We start from the raw sequence: 20,144 nt of genomic DNA on the forward strand, positions 1-20,144 counted from the left end.
ATGGAAGAATTAATAGCAGATACAGTCTCAAATATTGCTGGTTTTCGTCTACAATATCTCGAAGTATTGAATTGGGGTACATTTAATAAAGTACGTTGGCAAATTCATCCAGGGGGATACAACGCTTTGCTAACAGGAGATATTGGCTCAGGCAAGTCTACTTTGGTCGATGCGCTTACCTGTCTGCTAGTACCCCACAATAAAATTGTTTTTAATAAAGCTGCTGGTGCTGAAGGGAAAGAGCGGAATTTACTGAGCTATGTAAAAGGTGAGTATAAAAAGGAAAAGGAAGAAATCACCAAGGTAGCAAAGCGTATTTATTTACGCCCGGATGATAATACCTATACTGTAATCACCGGTAATTTCTACAATAGTGGCTATGATGAAAATATATGTTTGTCTCAGGTATTCTGGATTGGTAAGGAAGGTAAAGTAGAAAAATTACTAATCATCGGAACATTACCTTTGACGATTGCTCGTCATTTTAGTGGATTTACTGATATAACGGATCTCCGGAAAAGGTTACGCAATACCGAGGGTATTCAATTATTTGATGATAACTTCAGTAAGTACAGTGAGCATTTTCGGCGTCTGTTTGGTATGAACAGCGACAAGGCGATAGATCTTTTCTACCAAACAGTATCTATGAAATCAGTAAGTAGCTTAACTGATTTTGTCAGGGAACAAATGCTGGAACGAACCGATGTCAAAGAACAAATCGCTGCTTTGCTGAAGCGTTTTGACGACTTAAATAAGGCCCACGCTGCGGTTGTCAATTCAAGAGAGCAATTTCAGATATTAAAGCCCCTGACCGAATCATCCATCGAATATGGTAACGTCAATAGAGATATCGAAAATATCGAAGCAATGTTGGAAGTGATACCCGCCTGGTTTGCGTTGCAGAAGCAGGAACTATTGAAGACGGCAATCGAAGAAAAAGGTGAAGAATTGCAGAAAGCCACTAGGGTGCAAAGAATATTGGCCGACGAAAAGGAGGAATTAGAAAACCGGAAATTAGGGATTTTGCAGGATATTGATAATAATGGAGGCAAACGGCTGGAGCAAATAGCCACTGAAATCAAGCAGTTGGAAAAAGAAAAGACCGACCGGAGAAATGATTTTGACGACTATGCAAGGTTGGCCAACCAATGCGGCTTAGGCGAAGTACTTGATGAAAAAGACTTTCATGATAATATAAGGCAGGCTAAGGCCATGCAGGATTCAAGTGAAAAAAAGGAAGCCGAGCTCCAGCAGCAGAGAGATAACGTCATGAGCGAACTGCGTAAGCATGAAACCGATTTACAGGTGGAACAAAAAGAATTGCAATCGCTGAAGGCTAGACAAACACAAATTCCCGGATGGCTTGTAGGCTTCAGAACACAATTGTGCGAAGATTTAAGGATAAGTGAAGAGGACATTCCTTTTATAGGCGAGCTTTTACAGGTTAACGAAAATGAGGGGGAATGGGAGGGGGCGATTGAGAAACTGCTGCACGAAACAGGTATCAGTATGCTGGTGCCCAAGCAGCATTACCGGAGTACAAGTAAATATGTAAATGATAATTTTTTGCGGAGCCGGGATGGCCGGGGAATCAAGCTGACTTACCTCGAAGCTGACATCGAAAACTTTAACCGGCTGACCAGGCAGTTGGATAATAGTAGCATCGTTTATAAAGTTGATATCAAACCTGACACAGCATTTTACGACTGGCTGGAAAACTACCTTCGCCGTATGTTCGGGGACTATAGCTGCGTGGATGTCACCGAATTACAGCATGTGTCCTATGGCATTACCCAGCAGGGGTTAATCAAGAGTGGAAAAATAAGGCATACCAAAGACGACCGAAGCAAAATAAACGACCGCCGCAATTATATCTTGGGTTGGAGCAATGTGGAAAAAATCAAGGCACTGGAAGAAGTGATCAGTGGCTTGGAGCGTGAAATCCACTCGCTTAAATCCCAACGGTACGCTATCGAAAAGGCGCAACAGGAATCTTCTGATTTGAAGGCGGTAATCAGTCAGCTGCTTTTTCTGAAAGAATACAGTCGCATCAACTGGCAGTATCCAGCGTTAAAAATACACCAACTGGAAGAAGAACGTCACGAATTGCTGAATAATAACAATACACTAGCTCTGCTTCAGCAAAAGAAAGAAGAAGTAATAGCCCTAATCGACCAGGCCAAACAGAAGGAAACAGACAAGAATCAGGAAATTGGAAGACTACAGGAAGTCATCAAAGGCCATGAAAGGACATTGCAGGATACCGACGAACTTATCAGCCAGCTTGAAAACCGGCAACGAGAACTTTACTTTCCCGTTATTGAAGAAAAACTTCTTGATAAGGCTTTACGTTTGTCGACGATTGACAGGCAACAGGATCAATTTAAAAAACTGTTCGAAGGAGACACGGGCGAATTGAAAAAGATGCGTCATAAATTGAGTACGTTGCGTTCCGGCATTGAAAGAAGGATGCGCGAGATCAAGGAGCACTCTAAAGCAGAGTACAGTGAAATCGGTGAGAGTATTGAAGCCCGGGCCGAGTATATCGGTAAGTTTGAAAAACTGGTATCCGAAGATTTAAAACGTCACGAAGACCGGTTCAAGGAAGAATTAAATAAAAACACTATCAACAGCATCGCCGTTTTTGACAGCCAGTTGGAAAAACATGAAAAAGATATCCGGCAAAAAATAAAAACCATTAATCAGCACCTTCGGGAGATTGTTTACAATACCGCCCAGGGAACTTATATCGAGATATTGATGGACAGTACACCTAATAAGGATGTCCGTTTATTTAAAGAGGAATTGAAAAAGTGTTATATCCATTCTTTCAGCAACAATGCGGATCTGTACACAGAAGATAAATACGAACAGGTGAAGAGGATTTTAGATCGTTTTGCGAGTGCCGACGGCAGCGATAAAGAATGGACTAGTATGGTCACCGATGTGAGGGAATGGTTCGAGTTTAATGCCAGTGAAAAATATTTGGAAGATGATTCGGAAAAGGAATTTTATGAAGGTTCGGGCGGTAAAAGCGGCGGTCAGAAGGAAAAGTTGGCATACACGATATTAGCTAGTGCCCTTGCCTATCAGTTCGGATTACAATTCGGAGAAAGCAAGAGCCGCAGCTTCCGATTTGTGGTTATTGATGAGGCTTTTGGAAGGGGAAGCGATGAAAGCACACGCTACGGTCTGGAGCTTTTCAAGAAGTTGAACCTGCAATTACTCATTGTGACCCCACTACAAAAGATACACATCATTGAAGGTCATGCAAATTCTTTTCACTTTATCAGCAACAAGGACGGCAACAACTCGCAGGTCCGCAATTTTACTAAAGAGGAATACTTGTTGGAAAAGGCAAAACATAATAGTTTGTTTCAAACTTTAGCTAATCAAGCATCTTAAATGATCAGCCCGGAAGAAATAAAACTGCAAGCCCTCAAGTGGTGGAAGCCTTTTTTACAAAGTTATATTGCCAACGAGAATTTCTTTCCTAGACAAATAGATCGGATTGGAAAGGTAAAGCCCGGACAGATTACCCGTCAATTTGAAACCCTCCAACAGGAAATAGAATTGCTATATAGGGAGTCGAAAAATGAAATAGGTAACGGTTATCTTATCAAAACAGCGGGCCGAAATTTTCGGAGAAGTGGGCCACATGATTTGCCGGACAGCATTGAATTTGAAACTGCGGACGATTACTTACACTTTATTGCAAAAAAAAAGGAATGGAAACTATTTCAGCGGAATTATGAATTGCTTTCTGGAAGCTTTCCTCACTTAAAGGGGTGGATAGTAAATCATGTAACGCTGTTAACCGTCGCTGATAAAAACTGGCTGGATATAATCCAAGTTTGCAAATATTTTTTAATCAGTCCCCGACCTAATCTTTACCTACGACAATTACCAATCCAGGTACATACCAAATTCATTGAAGATAACACGGCCGTTGTTCAATCCCTGCTTGACTTTCTTATCCCGGACCATATTCGGAACAAAGATCAAAAGCGGTTTGCCGAACGCTACTTTCTAAAGCATGATGAGCCGTTGGTCCGTATCCGGATACTGGACGAAAGATTAGCACTTCATAAAGATATAATGGATGTCAGCATTCGATTATCCGATTTTGAAAAAACGGTATTTGATTGCGATTATGTTCTAATTGCCGAGAACAAAATGAACTTCCTGACCTTGCCGTTTTTGAAGTCAACTATCGCTGTATGGAGCGGAGGCGGTTTTAATGTGAGCTATTTGAAGAACAGTGAATGGCTCGCCGGTAAAAATATCTATTACTGGGGAGACATTGACGAGCATGGCTTTCAGATATTGCACCAACTGCGCAGCTATTATCCATCCACGAAGAGCGTGATGATGGACAGATTAACATATGACACTTTCGAGCCATATGCAGCACAAGGCGAACGAAATACATCGGAACGATTAAGCCTTTTAAGTACTGCTGAAGCTGAATTATATGCCTTTATCAAATTGCAGCCAGATAAGAACAGATTGGAGCAGGAAAAAATAACGCAGTATTATATCGACCAGGAATTGAGGAAAATCATTCTGTAAATAAGGTTAGATATTGCAAATTTATGTTCCCCCATTAAATTGATATACTGATTATTAATATAACTAATACAGCCACTGACGGTCTTTGGCCGGTTCCGGGAGCATGTTTACGGCGGCAACAAATACCTATGCCATTACCCCTATTGCCCCCGCTACCCCGCCAATGCCCATTTTTCCAGCTTACTCACCAGGTCATCGAGTTTGAATGGTTTGCTGATATAATCGTCCATGCCGGCATCCATACAGGTTTGTAAGTCGGTTTGCAGGGCGTTGGCTGTCATGGCAATGATGTAGGGCCGGGTAGGGAAACGTTTTTTGATGATTTGGGTGGCCTCCAGCCCGTCCATTTTGGGCATTTGCACATCCATTAAAATCACGTCGAACGTTTTTTTATTCACCTTTTCCAGGGCTTCGAGGCCGTCTGTTGCCAAATCGGCTTCGTATCCTAACTTGCTCAATACCTTCAAAATTAGCTTTTGGTTCATCTGGTTATCCTCTGCAACCAGAATACGCAGCGGGTGCTTTTCAGAAAAATTATCGGGCAGTTTTGGCTTCTGCAGGTCGGCCTGCAGGTTTTCATTAGTGGCAGTACCTGTTTGCCGGCTAAGTTCTTTTAAAATGTGTGTGTATAAATTACGTTGTTTGGCGGGTTTGGTTAATATGGCACAAAAAAGGCCCGGATTATCTTTATGCAAAATATAGCCTATCGAGCTTAAAAGCATAATGGGTAAAGCGGGGTATTGATGCCGTATTAAAGTGGCCAGTTCAATGCCATCCATAGAGGGCATTTGCATATCGGTAATAACCAGCTTAAAATCGTTATGCTGTGCTAACAGGCTAAGTGCCTCTTCGCCCGAGTTTACTACCACGGGGCTTAGCTGCCAATGCTCCAGCTGGCCTTTTAAAATTTTGCTGTTGGTGGCGTTATCATCAACAATCAAAATTTTGCTGTTTTCGAAACCACTCATTGTGGTGTTTCCATTGGTTTGATCTGCCTGAAGGCTTTGTTGCACAAAAATGGAAAAGCGGAAGGTGCTGCCTTTGCCAATTTCGCTTTCAACATTAATTTTGCCGCCCATTAATTTCACCAGCTGTTCGCTTATCACCAGGCCAAGCCCGGTGCCGCCATATTGCCGTGTGGTAGATGAATCTACCTGCGAAAACGCCTTAAACAAACGGTGCAGCTTATCGGCAGAAATGCCAATGCCGGTATCCTTTATCTCGAAGCCTATTTCGATGCGGCCATCCGCTGCAATGCCCGTTAGATGTACTGCTACGTAGATTTCGCCCTTTTGGGTAAACTTGATAGCGTTACTTATTAAATTGATCAGGATTTGGCGAAGCCTTAAACCATCGCCGATAATTTGTGGCGGCACATCGTAGTCTATCTGATAAACCAGGTCGAGGTTGGAGCCCGCTGCTTTTAAAGCAAAAACATCAAAAACTTCCTCGATACAGGTGCGCAGGCTAAAGTCTTTCTCCTCCAGATCCATATTGCCCGATTCTATCTTAGAAAAATCCAGGATATCATTGATCACCTTAAGCAGGTCTTCGCCACAGGTTTGTATAGATTCGGTAAAGGTTAGCTGTTCTTCATTTAAAGGCGTCTCGGCAAGCAGGGAAGCCATCCCTATCACGCCGTTCATGGGCGTGCGGATCTCGTGGCTCATGGTAGCGAGGAATATACTTTTAGCACGGTTGGCTTCTTCGGCAGCGAGCACCGATTTTTTTTCAACTTCGATAGCGCGCGCCAACTGTTCTGTACGTAGTTTAACCTGTTGCTCCAGTACGCTTTTTTGTTTTTTGATGGTATTTGTACGAAAAAAATAAAACGCGGGACCGCTAAAAACAAAAAGTAAACCTGCGGCTAACTTAAACCACCAGGTGAGCCAAAACGGTGGTTTAATGTAGATATCGATTGCAGTGCCCTGGTCGTTCCATTTGCCATCGTTATTGGAAGCCTTGACCCTGAACGTGTAGTAGCCGGGGTCGAGGTTGGTGTAAGTAGCTGTGCGCTTGGTACCCACATGGTTCCAGTCTTTATCGAAGTTTTCCAGCTTATAGGCGTATTGGTTTTTTTCGGGGTGGTTATAATTAAGGGCTGCAAATGCAAAGGTGAATACAGATTGTTTGTAAGACAGGTTGAGCGTTTCTGTTTCGGCAATATCCTGCTGAAGCGGTGAGTTTTTACCGCCCGCAATTACGTCTTTATTAAATATCTGCAAGCCGGTTACATATACCGGTGGGATAAAGTTATTGTCTTGCAGGCTGTCGGGATAAAAAGTGCTGAATCCGTTTACGCCGCCAAAAAATATTTCTCCATCCCTGGTTTGAAAGCTCGAGTGGCCTTTAAATTCATCGCCCTGCAAACCATCAGACATGCCATAATTACGAACAGATTTGGTTTGCGGGTTAAACCGGGCAACGCCCTTATTGGTGCTTAGCCATAAATTGCCTGTGCGATCTTTTAAAATATTAAAGATCACATTATTGGGTAAGCCATCTTTTTCGGTGTACACGGTAAAGGTTTGGGTACGCCTGTTTAAATAGTTAAGCCCGCCACCGTTGGTGCCCACCCACATATCGCCGTTGCCCGCCTCGGCAATAGACTCTACGGTATTGTTTGATAGGCTGCGCTTATTGCCCTCATCGTGTTCATAGTGGGTAAAACGGCCGGTTTTGGGGTTCAGCATATCCACACCCTTATCTGTACCCACCCATACATTGCCCCGCGTATCCTCAAATATGGTATTACTGATATCGCTGGCTATGCTGTTTTTATCTCCGGGCTTATTTTGATAGCGCGTAAATACACCGGTTTTAACATTGTAATGGTTAATGCCCCCTTTCCAGGTACCTATCCATAAATTGCCATCGCGACTTTTGCAAATGTTACTCACATCAGACAGCGACAGGCTTTGCGGATTATTTGGCTGCGGCATATGGTGCGTAAACGTGCCCCTTTTTTTATCAAACAGATCAAACCCGCCATTGTGATAGCCAATGCCCATCAGGTTTTTATCAATAGGGACTATAGCCGTTACAAAATTATTGCTAATAGTATTTGGGTTATTGTTGTTATGCGCGTAACGCACAAAGGTTTTTTTCCTGCGGTTAAATAAGTTGAGCCCGCCACCATCGGTACCGATCCAAATGTTGTCGTCAGTTTCATCCCCGGAGATGGAGAGCACATTGTTATTACTTAAACTATTTGCATTGTTTGGGTTTTGGCTGTAGGAGATGAATTTATCGCCAAACCGTGGCAAAAAATTTACGCCGCCGGCGTAAGTGCCAATCCAGGTATTGCCGCTGTTATCTTTATATAAAGAATAAACGGAGTTGTTGCTGAGGCTGGAACGGTCATTTGCATCGAACTTATAAGTGACAAACTTATTGGCCGGATAATCAAACACGCTCAGCCCGCCGTTCTCGGTGCCAACCCATAGTTTACCGTCGGTGCCTTCCATTAGGGTAAGGATATCGTTAAAGCCGATGCTGTTGCTGTTATTGGGGTTGTGCTTAAAATTGATAAACGAATTGGTTTTTGGCTGATATAATGCAAGCCCGGCGCCATGCGTACCAGCCCAGATATTGCCTTTGCTATCTTTGTAAACGGCCTTTATCCAACTGGAGCCAATACTGTTTTGGTCTGCATCATCATGCGCATAGCGAATGGATTTACCGTTCTGCGGATTGAAATGGTATAAGCCATCATCAGTTGCTATCCACAGCCAGCCGGTATTATCCTGGGTGATTTGAGAGATAAAAACATGGGCTAAGCCATTTGCTTGTTTATCGGCTTGGGTGAATTGCTTAAATGAGTCATTCGCCGCATTTAACAGGTACAGGCCTTGGCTGGCACCCAGCCAGATTCGTTTTTTGTGATCTAAAAAGATAGACTGGACGGCGAAGGTTAAATGGTTGGTGTAGTGGGTAAAGGTGTTTTTAGCCCGGTTAAATCTATCCAGGCCGCTTGCTGTGCCTATCCATAAATTATGGTCTCCATCCTCCATTAAAGATAATACATAATTGTCGATAATGGAGGCTTTGTTGCTTTGGTCGTGCTTGTAATGAGTGAATTGATAACCATCATATTTGTTCAAACCATCTTCGGTTCCAAACCACATAAAGCCACGGCTATCTTTAATAATGGTGCACACATGGCTTTGCGAAAGGCCATCGTTGGTGCCAAGTTGTTTAAATTTGAACCCTGCAGCTTGCGCGAATGCCAAACCGGGAACAAGCAGGCATAAGTACATTATAAAGAGAAATATACGCTGCATTTTTTCTTACTAGTTTAGTGATTTGCTTGCAAATTATTTTAAATGTAACACCGCAAGCAATAGCCAAAACAACTTACATCAACAAAATAAAAATACCGGTTATGGGGGAGATAATTGGTTTTTTTTCAGGATCTTCCTAATTTTTATTGGTATAGCCTGATATGCATTGATACGGCGACAGCGTAAATTTGTTGCAATTAATATTCCAGTGCGGAGTATGTTGCTTTTTTACATCCCTTATCAATACCCAGGTTTATATACTACTACGATATACTACCGCTTCATCAAAATAGCAGCCTCCAATGGTTCCAGGTGCAGCATACCGCTGATGGCGCTATCATTTAATAAGGTCTTATATACCGTGCCTTCGCGCAGCGGAAAGTTGATTGCCCCCTCCTCCAGGTTAAAAAATACCAGCACTTCGTTTAGCTCGTCGTATCTCCTGTATACCAGGGTATGGCCTTCGGCCACAATAAATTCTATTTTGCCGTTTACCAGCACCTGGTTATCCTTGCGTATGGCTATGAGCTTTTTATACCAATCGAATTGTTGCTGGTTAAAACCTACCTGGTCGTACTGCTTGTCGCCAGGCTGCAGGTTGTTGCGTGTTTCGTCTGCAAATTGGTAATCGGCCCACCAGAGGGGTTTGCGCGGGTCGGGGTCGTCGGCACCCCACATGCCCATTTCTTCGCCGTTCCAAATTTGTGGGGCGCCAATGCTGGTAAACAGGTGCACCAGGTACAGGCGCAGGCGCTTATAGGTCTCCTCGTCGGGCTTGCCGGTGCGGTAATAAGGGTTTTCGCGCGGGTTTGCCTGGAACTTATACTTATTGGCGTTGTAAAAATCGGTGAGCAGGCGTGGGGTATCATGCGTGCTGGATACGTTCATCATGGCGTATCGCTTATCTTCTGGGAGGCGGCTCCATTCATGTTCCAATTCGTTCCTCAACTGCGCGGCATCCAGCGGGAAATCGGTTTTGGCAAAGAAGTATCGTGCCGGGCGGTAGGCGTGGTAAAACATCACGGCATCAAATACGTCGCCCTGTGTGTAGGGCGTTGCGTCCATCAGTTTATCGGGCCAGTTGTCCCACCAAATTTCGCCCACTAAATAAGCATCGGGTTTTATGCTGCGCACTTTCTTGCGAAAATCCCGCCAAAAACCAAGCCCTATTTGGTCGGCAACATCCAGGCGGAAGCCATCGATACCATCGGCGGCCTTGCCGTTAGGTGCCAACCAGCGCTGCGTTACCGCGAAGATGTGTTTTTTGGCCCCTTCGTTGATGTTCCCCTCGTAAGGCTGGCCGTTTTGGCGATGGGTGGTAATATCAACCTTGCGTATCTCGGGCAGGCTGGCAACACCCACCCAGCCCGTATAAGCAAATTCATTCCCGGGATTATTGGCATCATCAAAGGAGCGTATCTCGTACCAATCCTTATAGGCCGACTGCGATTGGTTCTTCAGCACATGCTGCCAGGCCCAAAACATTACGCCGGTGTGGTTCCATGAGTAATCCATAATCAAACGCATACCGCGGCGGTGCACCTCGCGCACCAATTTCAGGAACAGCTTATCGGCAGCAGTCCATTTCCAGGTTGCGGGGTCGGCGGGGTTTTCAGTAGCGATGAGTTTGATGTCGCCGTCCGGGTCGGGTCCAAAGTTAACGTCGATATGGTGATAATTGCGGGCATCATATTTATGTGCCGAGGGCGCATCGTTCAGCGGATTCATGAAGAGGGCCGTCACGCCGAGGTTTTGCAGGTAGTCCAGTTTATCCAAAACACCCTGCAGGTCGCCACCGTATCGGCGATAGTACATGTTGTCGTTAAAGCTGCGGTTCAATTCCCAGCCTTGCTGCCCGTACCAGTCCTCTGTCCACTGGTTTACGGCCCAACCCTCCGGGGCGATTTGCCCCATGGGTGGGATGCTGATATCCTGCGGCCTCGGGTTGTTCCTGCTACCGCCGTTGCGGAAACGTTCGGGGAATATCTGGTACCAGATAGCACTCTTGCTCCATTCGGGCGCTTTATCAAAAGGCGTTGCAGGGTTTTGTCCCTCTGAGGCAAAAGCGGCGAACAGGCAGATGAGCATAATAGTGGTTTTGTTCATGACGGGCATGAACGGGTTAATAATTGCCGGGCGGTGCCCGTTTCAAATATAAGTAATATTGTTGCCCGCCCAATTAGTCATAAAAAAAGCCGCCAGAATAATCTGACGGCTTTTGATGGAGAATCTCCGAAAAAATCCGGTTATTTTACGCTCTTGTTTACATTGTCGCCCTGATGGTTTTAACAGGGTTTCCCCGCTCTAAAGCGTTATGTTCCTGCCACTGGCTTTGTTGTTGTTCTATAAGTTGCTCGGTGTGCCAAACCATTACTTTAGCTTGCAGCCTGGCTAAACATAGCTTTTTGTTTTCCAACTGTGAGCGCGTATCCATGGCCATAACATGCAATCCCGAAGGGAGGTGAACGCCGCGCACAGCAGTTTCAACCTTATTTACGTTTTGTCCACCCGGTCCCGATGAGCGGCAGGTTTCCAGTTTTACATCTTTAGGGTTCCATTGCATCAATTCTTTCACATCAAAAACGGCCACGCCTACAAACCAGTTCTTGCGTTTATAATATTTACGATAGGGGCTTTGCGCTATCCATTGTATAGTGCCGGTCCATTCCTTTACAAATGCATCCACGTTATCGCCCGTGGCCATCATTGTTGCAGATAGTAAGGTGCCGTTTAATTCGCCGGCTTTATTTTCCAGTACTTCAATTTGAATGCCCTGTTGCCTGGCCTGTTTCATCATCAGGCTTTGTACACAGGCTACAACCCGGCAGCATTCTGCCGGGCCTTTGCCTGAGGTGATTTGTATCATCTTTTTCATCATTACTCCTTATTCATTCTAACGATGCGTGGATAAAACTTGCCCTGAATTTCGACCAGATCATGCTGCGCAGCAATCACTGTTTCAATATCCTTATAGGCTAAGGGGTTCTCTTCAACCGTGCCGCCAATTAAGGTTACACCCGCATTGGTCAGCATTTTTTTCATAGCCGATACCGTCATACTATCCTTGGCCTTTTGCCTGCTTATGGCCCTGCCCGCCCCGTGCGACGCGGAGTACAAAGCATCACCGATACCTTTGCCCGATACCAGGTAAGCGGGCGTAGTCATACTGCCGGGAATAATACCCAATTCACCTTTATGTGCCGGTGTAGCACCTTTACGGTGGATAATTACATTCCGGCCATCAGCCAACTGATCTTTCCAGGCAAAGTTGTGGTGGTTCTCTACCACGTGCAGCGCCTTCAAGCCTAAAGCCTGTAACAGGTTATCGTGTATGCGCTCGTGACAGGCTTTGGCATAATCACCCGCCAGATTCATCGTTAACCAGTATTCCTGGCCAGTCTCGCTGTTCATATCCAGCCAGGCCAATTGCTGTGCGTGGCGCGGAAGTTTACAGGTATTCATGGCTATTTGCGTGTAATGCCTGGCTATGGCCGAACCTAATCCACGGCTGCCTGAATGCGTTAACAAAGCCGTGTATTTTTTAGCAGGTAAGCCTAATGTATTACCGGCCAAAAGTTCTATCTCGCCAAATTCCACAAAGTGGTTGCCATTACCCGATGTGCCCAACTGCCTTACGGCCTTACTACGCAACGGTTTCAAAAATGAGATCTCATTAAATACCGGACTATCCAGCACCTCATGCTCCTGTCTTACATCCAAGCCGCCTTCCATACCAAAATGGGTATGATTTTTTAACGCTTGTTTAATCTGGTATTCAAACCGTTTCAAAAAACCATCGCTTTCGTCGATAACGGATAGCGCCATGCGGCAGCCAATATCCATACCTACTGCGTAAGGAATTATCGCGTTATCTGTAGCAAGCACGCCACCAATGGGCAAACCAAAACCCATGTGTGCATCAGGCATTAAAGCACCCTGCACACTCACGGGAAGCAGGTTGGCCAGCTCCATTTGCTTTTTGGCCGATTGTTCAATGCCCTTTGCGCCATAAGTTTTACAATACACCGGTTCATCGCGCAATTCAAATGTTTTAAACAACGGTGCATCCGTTTTACCGATTACCTTTTCGGCTATTTTACTTGTTAATTCATCATCCAGAAATGCTTCCGGGTTGTTCATAATATTCACCAGCAAATCCAGCAATTGCTGCTTACTGTGGTGCTTGAAATTTTTAGAGGCAATACCGATAACCAGGCTTCGCAGCTGATCGTTATGGTAACCTATTTTACTTAAATCTTTTGTTCTTAAATTGCCCATGTGGGTTATGTTTCTAATTCCAGGTATGCTTCTTTATGAGCATACTTTGGTATGTTTTTAAATTTGTTAATGTATTTGGCGGGCTCTTTAAAATCATCCCTGCAGCGAAAACATCGACCGCGGGTTAAGCGATTTAGACGTGGTTCGAGATAATTGCTATCGATACGATCAGCTATATATGCCAGCTCCGCTTCTATATCTACATCAAGCGCTTTTTTGTGCGTTATGATATACGGGGCTATTTTAAGCACGTAACGCCAGGGTTCAGTAAACACATATCTGACCTGTAAACTACGCGCCTTAACATTATAGCTCTCTACGCGGATAAAGCAAACTCTTTCACGTTCTGTTAGTATTGGTTTTGAATGATACCAATCATATAGATCAAGTTCACGTAGCTTTTGTTCCTTCGCTTTGTAAATGTATCGCCCCTTGCGCCGCTTTTTCCGTTTGAACGATTTATCATGATGACATTCAACGGTGTTTATCTTCGCCAGCAAAGTCTCATAAAACTCAGCCTTCGGGCCGCGCTTAATGTCATCGCGCAACACGAAAAAGCGCATCCACCCGCTCTGATAAGGCTCTGCAAGCGCTACCGGGGGTAGTTGTGCGCGTTGTAGCCACAATGCCCAGCGCCTTTTGTAAAGCTGTATCAGTTGTTTATCCCTGTCGGTTTTTACGAGCCGCCTTTTTTGCCGCGCCGATTTAATACAGCGCGGCCATTCCTGTGTGTTCATCACACTTGCAGTTAATGGTGTTTTGAAATGTTATTGGATCTCTATTTCGTCCTTGAGTAAGGATATACCCTCTTGAGTGCGCTCAATAAAAACCCAATAAATTAATTCGGCAGGCAAAAACAATAAGCATAGCCAAAAAAGGGCATAACTTAATTCAATAAAAAAGCATATTGTTTGCCTACCTAATGGGCAATGAGCGAAAGGGGCGATATGTAGCGTTGCTCTGTCATGATTCCTTGATATTTAAAAGGTTAACAAATCAGGAATTGGGTGCAAATATAGAATTTTATTTGATTATCAAAAAAAAGTGTAGTCATGGAGTTCTAAAACCGGTAAAAATATTTACCGGAACATCATGCCTGTTCCCGGTTTCCAGTTGGCGTGCCCGCCGTTCAATATCATGGTTAATGTTTACATCGATCAATAGTGACGTGTGTCATTTTTTTTACTGATAGTCAGCATCTTAAATAAAAAGATTAATAGCAGGTTTGTAGTTATCAGCACAGCGTTAATACCAGAAACATGAAAGCATTAGTTTACCATGGGCCAGGTCAAAAATCCTGGGAAGAAAAACCCAAACCAACTATCGTATCACCGGGTGATGCCATCATCAAAATCCTAAAAACTACAATCTGCGGTACCGACCTGCACATTATGAAAGGCGATGTTCCGGAGGTGACTGATGGCAGGATCATCGGGCATGAAGGTGTGGGTATTGTTGAAGAAGTGGGCACCGGGGTTGCCAATTTTAAACCAGGCGATCACGTAATTATATCCTGCATAACCTCCTGCGGCAAATGTAATTATTGTAAAAAAGGCATGTATTCTCATTGTACGGATGGTGGATGGATATTGGGTCATTTGATTGATGGTACCCAGGCTGAATATGTAAGGATCCCCCATGCTGATAATAGTCTTTACCCTATCCCGGCCGGTGCTGATGAAGAAGCTTTAGTTATGTTGAGCGATATTTTACCAACCGGCTTTGAATGCGGTGTGTTGAACGGGCAAGTGAAACCAGGCGACATCGTTGCCATTGTAGGTGCAGGGCCCATTGGCATTGCCACTTTACTTACTGCACAATTTTATACGCCCGCAGAAATAATAATGATAGACCAGGATGAAAATCGCCTGGAGGTGGCTGAAAAATTCGGTGCTACACATACGATCAATAGCATTGCCGAAAATGTAGTTGAAAAGGTGATGCAATTAACTGATCATATCGGGGTTGATGTAGCCATTGAAGCGGTAGGTATTCCGGAAACGTTTGAGTTATGCCAGGAAATTATAGCCCCGGGTGGTCACATTGCTAATATTGGCGTTCATGGGAAGAGTGTGTGTTTGCACCTGGAAAGCTTATGGTCGAAAAACATTACGATCACGACTAGGCTGGTTGACACCGTAACTTCACCAATGTTATTGAAAACAATACAATCGAAAAAAATAGAACCCGCTAAATTGATCACGCATCATTTCAGGTTAGACCAAATTGTGGATGCATACGATACGTTTGGCAATGCAGCCAAAGAGAAAGCATTGAAAGTGATTTTGAGTTCCTGATCACCAGCCCTGTAATTATTGTAGTCCTATAACGATTTAAGCACCAGTCATATTATGGAAAAGATACTTGTTACAACAGATCAGTCTACCAATTCAAAAGCCGCCATCCGTTTTGCCATTAAACTGGCCAAACTGCGTAAAGCGGAATTGATCATTCTTCACGTGTATCATCTTTTAAAACCGTTCACGTGGACCGAGCATGCATTTGCGGAGTATGGCGATAGCTTTAGAGAAAAAACAACGGAAGAACTATCGTCTTTTATTGCCGGTATCTATCATGATATTGATGAACCCGAAATTAACCACCAATTAGCGCTGGTATCTAATATCGACGTGGTAGATGGGGTCATAGATTACGCCGGAAAGCACAATTGTTCTTATATCTGTATCAGTACACGGGGTGCCGGTGCCCTTACAAAAATGTTTGGCACGCATACCGCTAAATTGATCAGCAGTTCTCCCGTACCTGTTTTATGCATACCAAGCGGCTACCATTTAAAGGAGTTAAAACACGTTCTGTACGCATCGGATATGACGGATTATGAAAACGAACTTAAAAAGGTTGTAGATTTTGCCCGGCCTATTCATGCTACTGTAGAGATGATGCATATTGCCTATCCCTCGGAATTTGCTTTTGACAAGGAATTGGTAGAGGCGACACTACAGAAAAAAACGGATTATAAAGTGACTATACTAAATCCTCAAAGGGATATTACCAATGCCTTGCTTCAGGATATAGATCATGCTGTTAAAATTAGCAAACCCTCTGTTTTGGTTCTGTTCACTCATCAGTCAAGATCTATGTTTGAAAAATTATTTTTTCCTTCCAATGCCGAAGAATACTCTTTTTACGGAAAAATTCCTTTACTCACCTTCAATAAAAATAAGGCGAGTAAAAGCTAATTATTTCTGTTTCCTTGATTGCAGGTAATAAAACCAATTTCAACATGCTGATGAAATACCCTTTAAAAAAGCCTTTTTCATTAGCTGTTGAAGAAGTTGTAAAGCTGATACAAACCAATACTGTTGAAGGCATCTCCCATCATGAGGCCGAAAAGCGGGGCCGTGCCTACGGCCCTAATAGCTACAAAACTCAAAAACAAAAAAGCTTGTGGCTGATACTGCTCTTACAGTTCAAAAGCCCTATTGTTTACCTGCTGATAGTTGGGGCTGCTGTTTCACTTTACTTCAAGGATATTTTAGAAACGACAGCCATTTTGGCCGTCATCTTGATTAACGCCCTGATCGGTTTTTTTATGGAGTTTCAGGCACGCAGTTCCATGAATGCATTAAAAAAAATGGATGTCATCCTGGCAAAGGTTATCCGTGGTGGCAAATCCAGATCGATCCCGTCAGAACAACTAGTCCCCGGCGATCTCATTCCGCTGGAAGCCGGAGATATTATCCCTGCAGACGGCCGCTTGGTTGCGGTCAACCGCTTACAATGCGATGAATCGTCACTTACCGGCGAATCTCTTCCTTCGGATAAAACTATTGCAGCATTAAAAGCAGATACCGTTGTTGGCGACCAGCATAACATGGTTTTTAAAGGCACATCGGTTATTAACGGGAACGGCAAAATGGTGATTACGGGTATTGCAGCCAATACGCAATTAGGTACCATTACCTCCCTGGTAGAAAGTTCTGCCGATACATCAACACCTCTGGATAAGAAGCTCAACAGATTGACCCGGAAACTGATCTGGATCACTCTTGTAATGACCGCCATATTTGCGGTAACCGGCTTTATTCAGGGCAAAGCTTTACTAACTATCATAGAAACATCCATTGCGTTGGCAGTAGCCGCTATACCCGAAGGATTGCCTATTGTTGCAACGATTGCGTTGTCCTACGGCATGTTATTGATGGCCAGGCGTAACGCTGTAGTAAAAAATCTGTCTGCTGTTGAAACGCTGGGCAGCACCGGGGTTATCCTGACGGACAAAACGGGCACCCTAACCGAGAACAAGATACATGCAGATACGTTGGCGTTTCCGGATGAAACAATCAAAGTACAAGTAGAAAAGAATCATTTAAACTTCCCCGACGGAGCAGTTAAGCTAAGCGCCGAAAATTTTGATAAGCTATTATTAGCCGGTATTTTATGCAACGATGCCGTTGTTGAAACGGAAGACAAAAGTGCTAAACAAGCCCTGTTTAGTGGTGACCCGGTAGAAGTTGCGTTAATACAAATGGCCATTGCTGCCGGTTTAGATACACGCGCTTTAATAAAGCAGTATGTGCGTGTTGCAGAAGTACCCTTTAGTTCGGAGATCATGATGATGGGCACCTTGCATCAAATACCGTCGGGCTATTTTGTGGCGGCCAAAGGCTCTGTTGAAAACTTGCTGGAGAAATGCACCAAATTACAGTCGGGGGCGCTCATCAAAAAACTTGATAGCGAATCTCGCAAAGCCATCTTGCTGAAATCGGAAAAAATGGCCGCCGGCGGGCTGCGGGTATTGGCATTTGCTTACCGGATGGGTGAAGGGTTTGATACGCATAATTATTTGAATGAGCTGGTGTATATTGGAATGGCCGGCTTTCTTGACCCACCCCGGTTGGACATCAAAGGAGCTATCCTGAGTTGTAGAAAAGCGGGCATTAAAGTGGTGATGATCACCGGCGACCATCCGCAAACAGCATTAAATATTGCCCGAAAGGTAGGCTTGATAGATGAGGGCGACGATGCGGTGATTACCGGAAAGGAGCTGCCCCAAACAGAACTATTAACAAAAGCATGGCGGCAACGTATTTTGGAAACAGCTGTTTTTGCCAGGGCCTCCCCCAAACAAAAACTGGAAATAGCGGATGTTTTTCAAAAGGCGGGATCAATAGTTGCCATGACGGGCGACGGTGTAAACGATGCACCGGCATTAAAGAAAGCAGATGTGGGTATTGCCATGGGCATTAGGGGAACGCAGGTAGCCAAAGAAACCGCGAGTATTATTTTGAAAGATGATTCTTTTACATCCATTGCCCAGGCGGTGGCCCATGGTCGGGAGATTTTTCAGAACATCCAAAAGTTTGTCGTGTACCTGGTATCGTGCAATCTGAGCGAGATATTTATTGTGACGATATTGGGCGTAGCAATACCGGGCGCTACCTTGTTGCCGTTACAGATATTGTTCCTTAACATGGTTACTGACATCTTCCCGGCATTGGCCTTAGGCTTGGGTACAGGCGATAAAACGGTGATGTTGAGACCGCCAAGAGCCCCCGAAAAGAATATCATCACCAACAAAAAATGGCTGATTATCGCCTTATACTCGGCTTCTATCACCTCGGCGGTGGTCATTGCAGTTGTTTATTGCAAAGAAGTACTGCATAGCGATGATCGTATCTGCAACAATATCGCTTTTATCACGCTAACCTTCGCCCAGTTATTTCATGTGTTCAACATGTCATCGGATGGCGAAGGTTTTATAAATAATGAAATTACCCGGAACAAATGGGTATGGATAGCTATGTTGATCTGCAGTGGGCTTACAATAATGGTATTCGCTGTGCCCGGTATGCGTTTAGTTTTAGGGCTATCGGTACTTTCATTTACATTATGGGCAGTCGCTACAGTTGCCAGCCTGCTGCCATTGCTTGTCTTCCAGGCCGTCAAAGCCGTTCAGAAAATGAAGAGCCGAAGGGGCTAAACCTGCATCTCGTTTTTTACCGGCCGTTCATCGCCCAGCAACACGCCCCATTGCTTATAATTTTCGCTACGATCAAACACGATCTTCAAAATAGACAGCACCGGCATAGCGAGAAACATGCCCGAAAGCCCCGCCATAACCCCGCCAATGATTATACCCACAATGGATACAAGCGGGTTGATTTTTACCTGCGAACCTACGATCCGCGGCATCAGGATATTATTGTCGAGAAACTGCACCGCCGTAATAGCTCCCAACACAATCAGTACATCTGCCATGCTATCTGATGAAGCAAGGGTGAGCAACACGCCCAGGATATTGCCTATGAGGGCACCCAGGTAAGGGATAAGGTTTAGAAAAGCGAAGATGATGCCGATGAGTAAGGCATTTTGGATGCCGAAAAGCCACAAGGCACCGCCTAACAGGATAATGATATACGTAATCTGTATCAGCAAGCCCAGCAGGTAGCTCTTAATCATTTTTTCAGTTTGCCTTACAGCTTGCTCCACATTTTGATAGTCCTCTTTTTTAAACCACATCAACAGGAATTTTAAAAAAAGGTTCCTGTACAGCATTATCAGGTAGATGTAAATGGGCAATAATCCTATAAAGATGGCAACGCCCGACAATGACCCCGCTGCGCCGCTCAAAACTCCGCCGAGTGAACTGAATAGTTTCTTGCTCTGCACGTTAATAAATTTCACCTGTTCTGCCGGCGAGTATCCAAACGACTTGCTGATCCAGATGCTTAAATTGTCCAAATGTTTGGCAACAGTGCGTTGAATCTGCGGAAAATCATCTAACAGAGCACCAATCTGGCTGGAGAACAGCCAAATGATCAACGCCAGGATAATCGCCAATAATAATATCGGTAAAAAAACCGCAATCGCTTCAGGTACTTTTAATTTCCTGAAAAAGCGAAAGACGGGTAAAAGTACCAGGCTGAAGAAAAATGCCATCAACAACGGCATGATGACCGTGTTTCCCGCCACTATGATGGTTCCTAAAACAAACAGACCTATGAGTTCAATGGACCGCTTTACGGTCGCCGGCATTTCTTTTACCAT

At 44.4% G+C, this 20,144-nt stretch carries 11 protein-coding genes; 5 read left to right on the top strand and 6 right to left on the bottom strand.

All coding sequences use genetic code 11. The features are described from left to right. Together E2R66_RS00350 and E2R66_RS00355 are read left to right on the top strand one after the other, a co-directional pair. Positions 1-3,405, top strand: coding sequence for an ATP-binding protein (locus E2R66_RS00350; protein ID WP_158288300.1), 3,405 nt, complete (start codon positions 1-3; stop codon positions 3,403-3,405). Continuing rightward, on the top strand, positions 3,406-4,572 hold the full coding sequence (locus E2R66_RS00355) for a Wadjet anti-phage system protein JetD domain-containing protein (protein ID WP_133230260.1): 1,167 nt from the start codon (positions 3,406-3,408) through the stop codon (positions 4,570-4,572). 152 nt (positions 4,573-4,724) lie between these two features. Here E2R66_RS00355 and E2R66_RS00360 read toward each other — a convergent pair whose 3' ends face one another. From E2R66_RS00360 to E2R66_RS00380, 5 genes are all read right to left on the bottom strand, one after another. Beyond that, positions 4,725-8,855: a hybrid sensor histidine kinase/response regulator gene (locus tag E2R66_RS00360; protein WP_133230262.1), complete on the bottom strand. Its 4,131-nt coding sequence runs from the start codon at positions 8,853-8,855 to the stop codon at positions 4,725-4,727. A gap of 273 nt (positions 8,856-9,128) precedes the next feature. Further along, entirely contained in the window at positions 9,129-10,961 is a 1,833-nt protein-coding gene (locus E2R66_RS00365; protein WP_158288301.1) for a glycoside hydrolase family 13 protein, read from the bottom strand. 157 nt (positions 10,962-11,118) lie between these two features. Next, on the bottom strand, positions 11,119-11,733 hold the full coding sequence (gene prfH / locus E2R66_RS00370; RefSeq protein ID WP_133230266.1) for a peptide chain release factor H: 615 nt from the start codon (positions 11,731-11,733) through the stop codon (positions 11,119-11,121). After that, a complete protein-coding gene (locus E2R66_RS00375; protein ID WP_133230268.1) occupies positions 11,733-13,133 on the bottom strand; it encodes an RtcB family protein in 1,401 nt (466 codons plus the stop codon). The genes prfH and E2R66_RS00375 overlap by 1 nt, the downstream gene beginning before the upstream one ends. Positions 13,134-13,138: 5 nt before the next feature. Beyond that, the gene (locus E2R66_RS00380) at positions 13,139-13,870 is read right to left on the bottom strand and encodes a hypothetical protein (RefSeq protein WP_133230270.1); all 732 of its coding nucleotides are present in this window, start codon (positions 13,868-13,870) and stop codon (positions 13,139-13,141) included. A gap of 522 nt (positions 13,871-14,392) precedes the next feature. Here E2R66_RS00380 and E2R66_RS00385 point away from each other — a divergent pair. Genes E2R66_RS00385 through E2R66_RS00395 form a run of 3 tightly spaced genes read left to right on the top strand, consistent with a single transcriptional unit; the run spans position 14,393 to position 19,077 of the window. Then, the gene (locus E2R66_RS00385) at positions 14,393-15,430 is read left to right on the top strand and encodes a zinc-dependent alcohol dehydrogenase family protein (protein ID WP_133230272.1); all 1,038 of its coding nucleotides are present in this window, start codon (positions 14,393-14,395) and stop codon (positions 15,428-15,430) included. 54 nt (positions 15,431-15,484) lie between these two features. Continuing rightward, a complete protein-coding gene (locus tag E2R66_RS00390) occupies positions 15,485-16,333 on the top strand; it encodes a universal stress protein (RefSeq protein WP_133230274.1) in 849 nt (282 codons plus the stop codon). A 50-nt stretch (positions 16,334-16,383) separates the two neighbouring features. Continuing rightward, complete coding sequence (locus E2R66_RS00395) at positions 16,384-19,077, top strand: cation-translocating P-type ATPase (protein ID WP_240049194.1); 2,694 nt, start codon at positions 16,384-16,386, stop codon at positions 19,075-19,077. Here the strand turns inward: E2R66_RS00395 and E2R66_RS00400 are convergent. After that, complete coding sequence (locus E2R66_RS00400; protein WP_133230278.1) at positions 19,074-20,144, bottom strand: AI-2E family transporter; 1,071 nt, start codon at positions 20,142-20,144, stop codon at positions 19,074-19,076. The genes E2R66_RS00395 and E2R66_RS00400 overlap by 4 nt on opposite strands.

It is taken from the genome of Mucilaginibacter psychrotolerans (genome assembly GCF_004519315.1).
GTDB lineage: Bacteria > Bacteroidota > Bacteroidia > Sphingobacteriales > Sphingobacteriaceae > Mucilaginibacter > Mucilaginibacter psychrotolerans.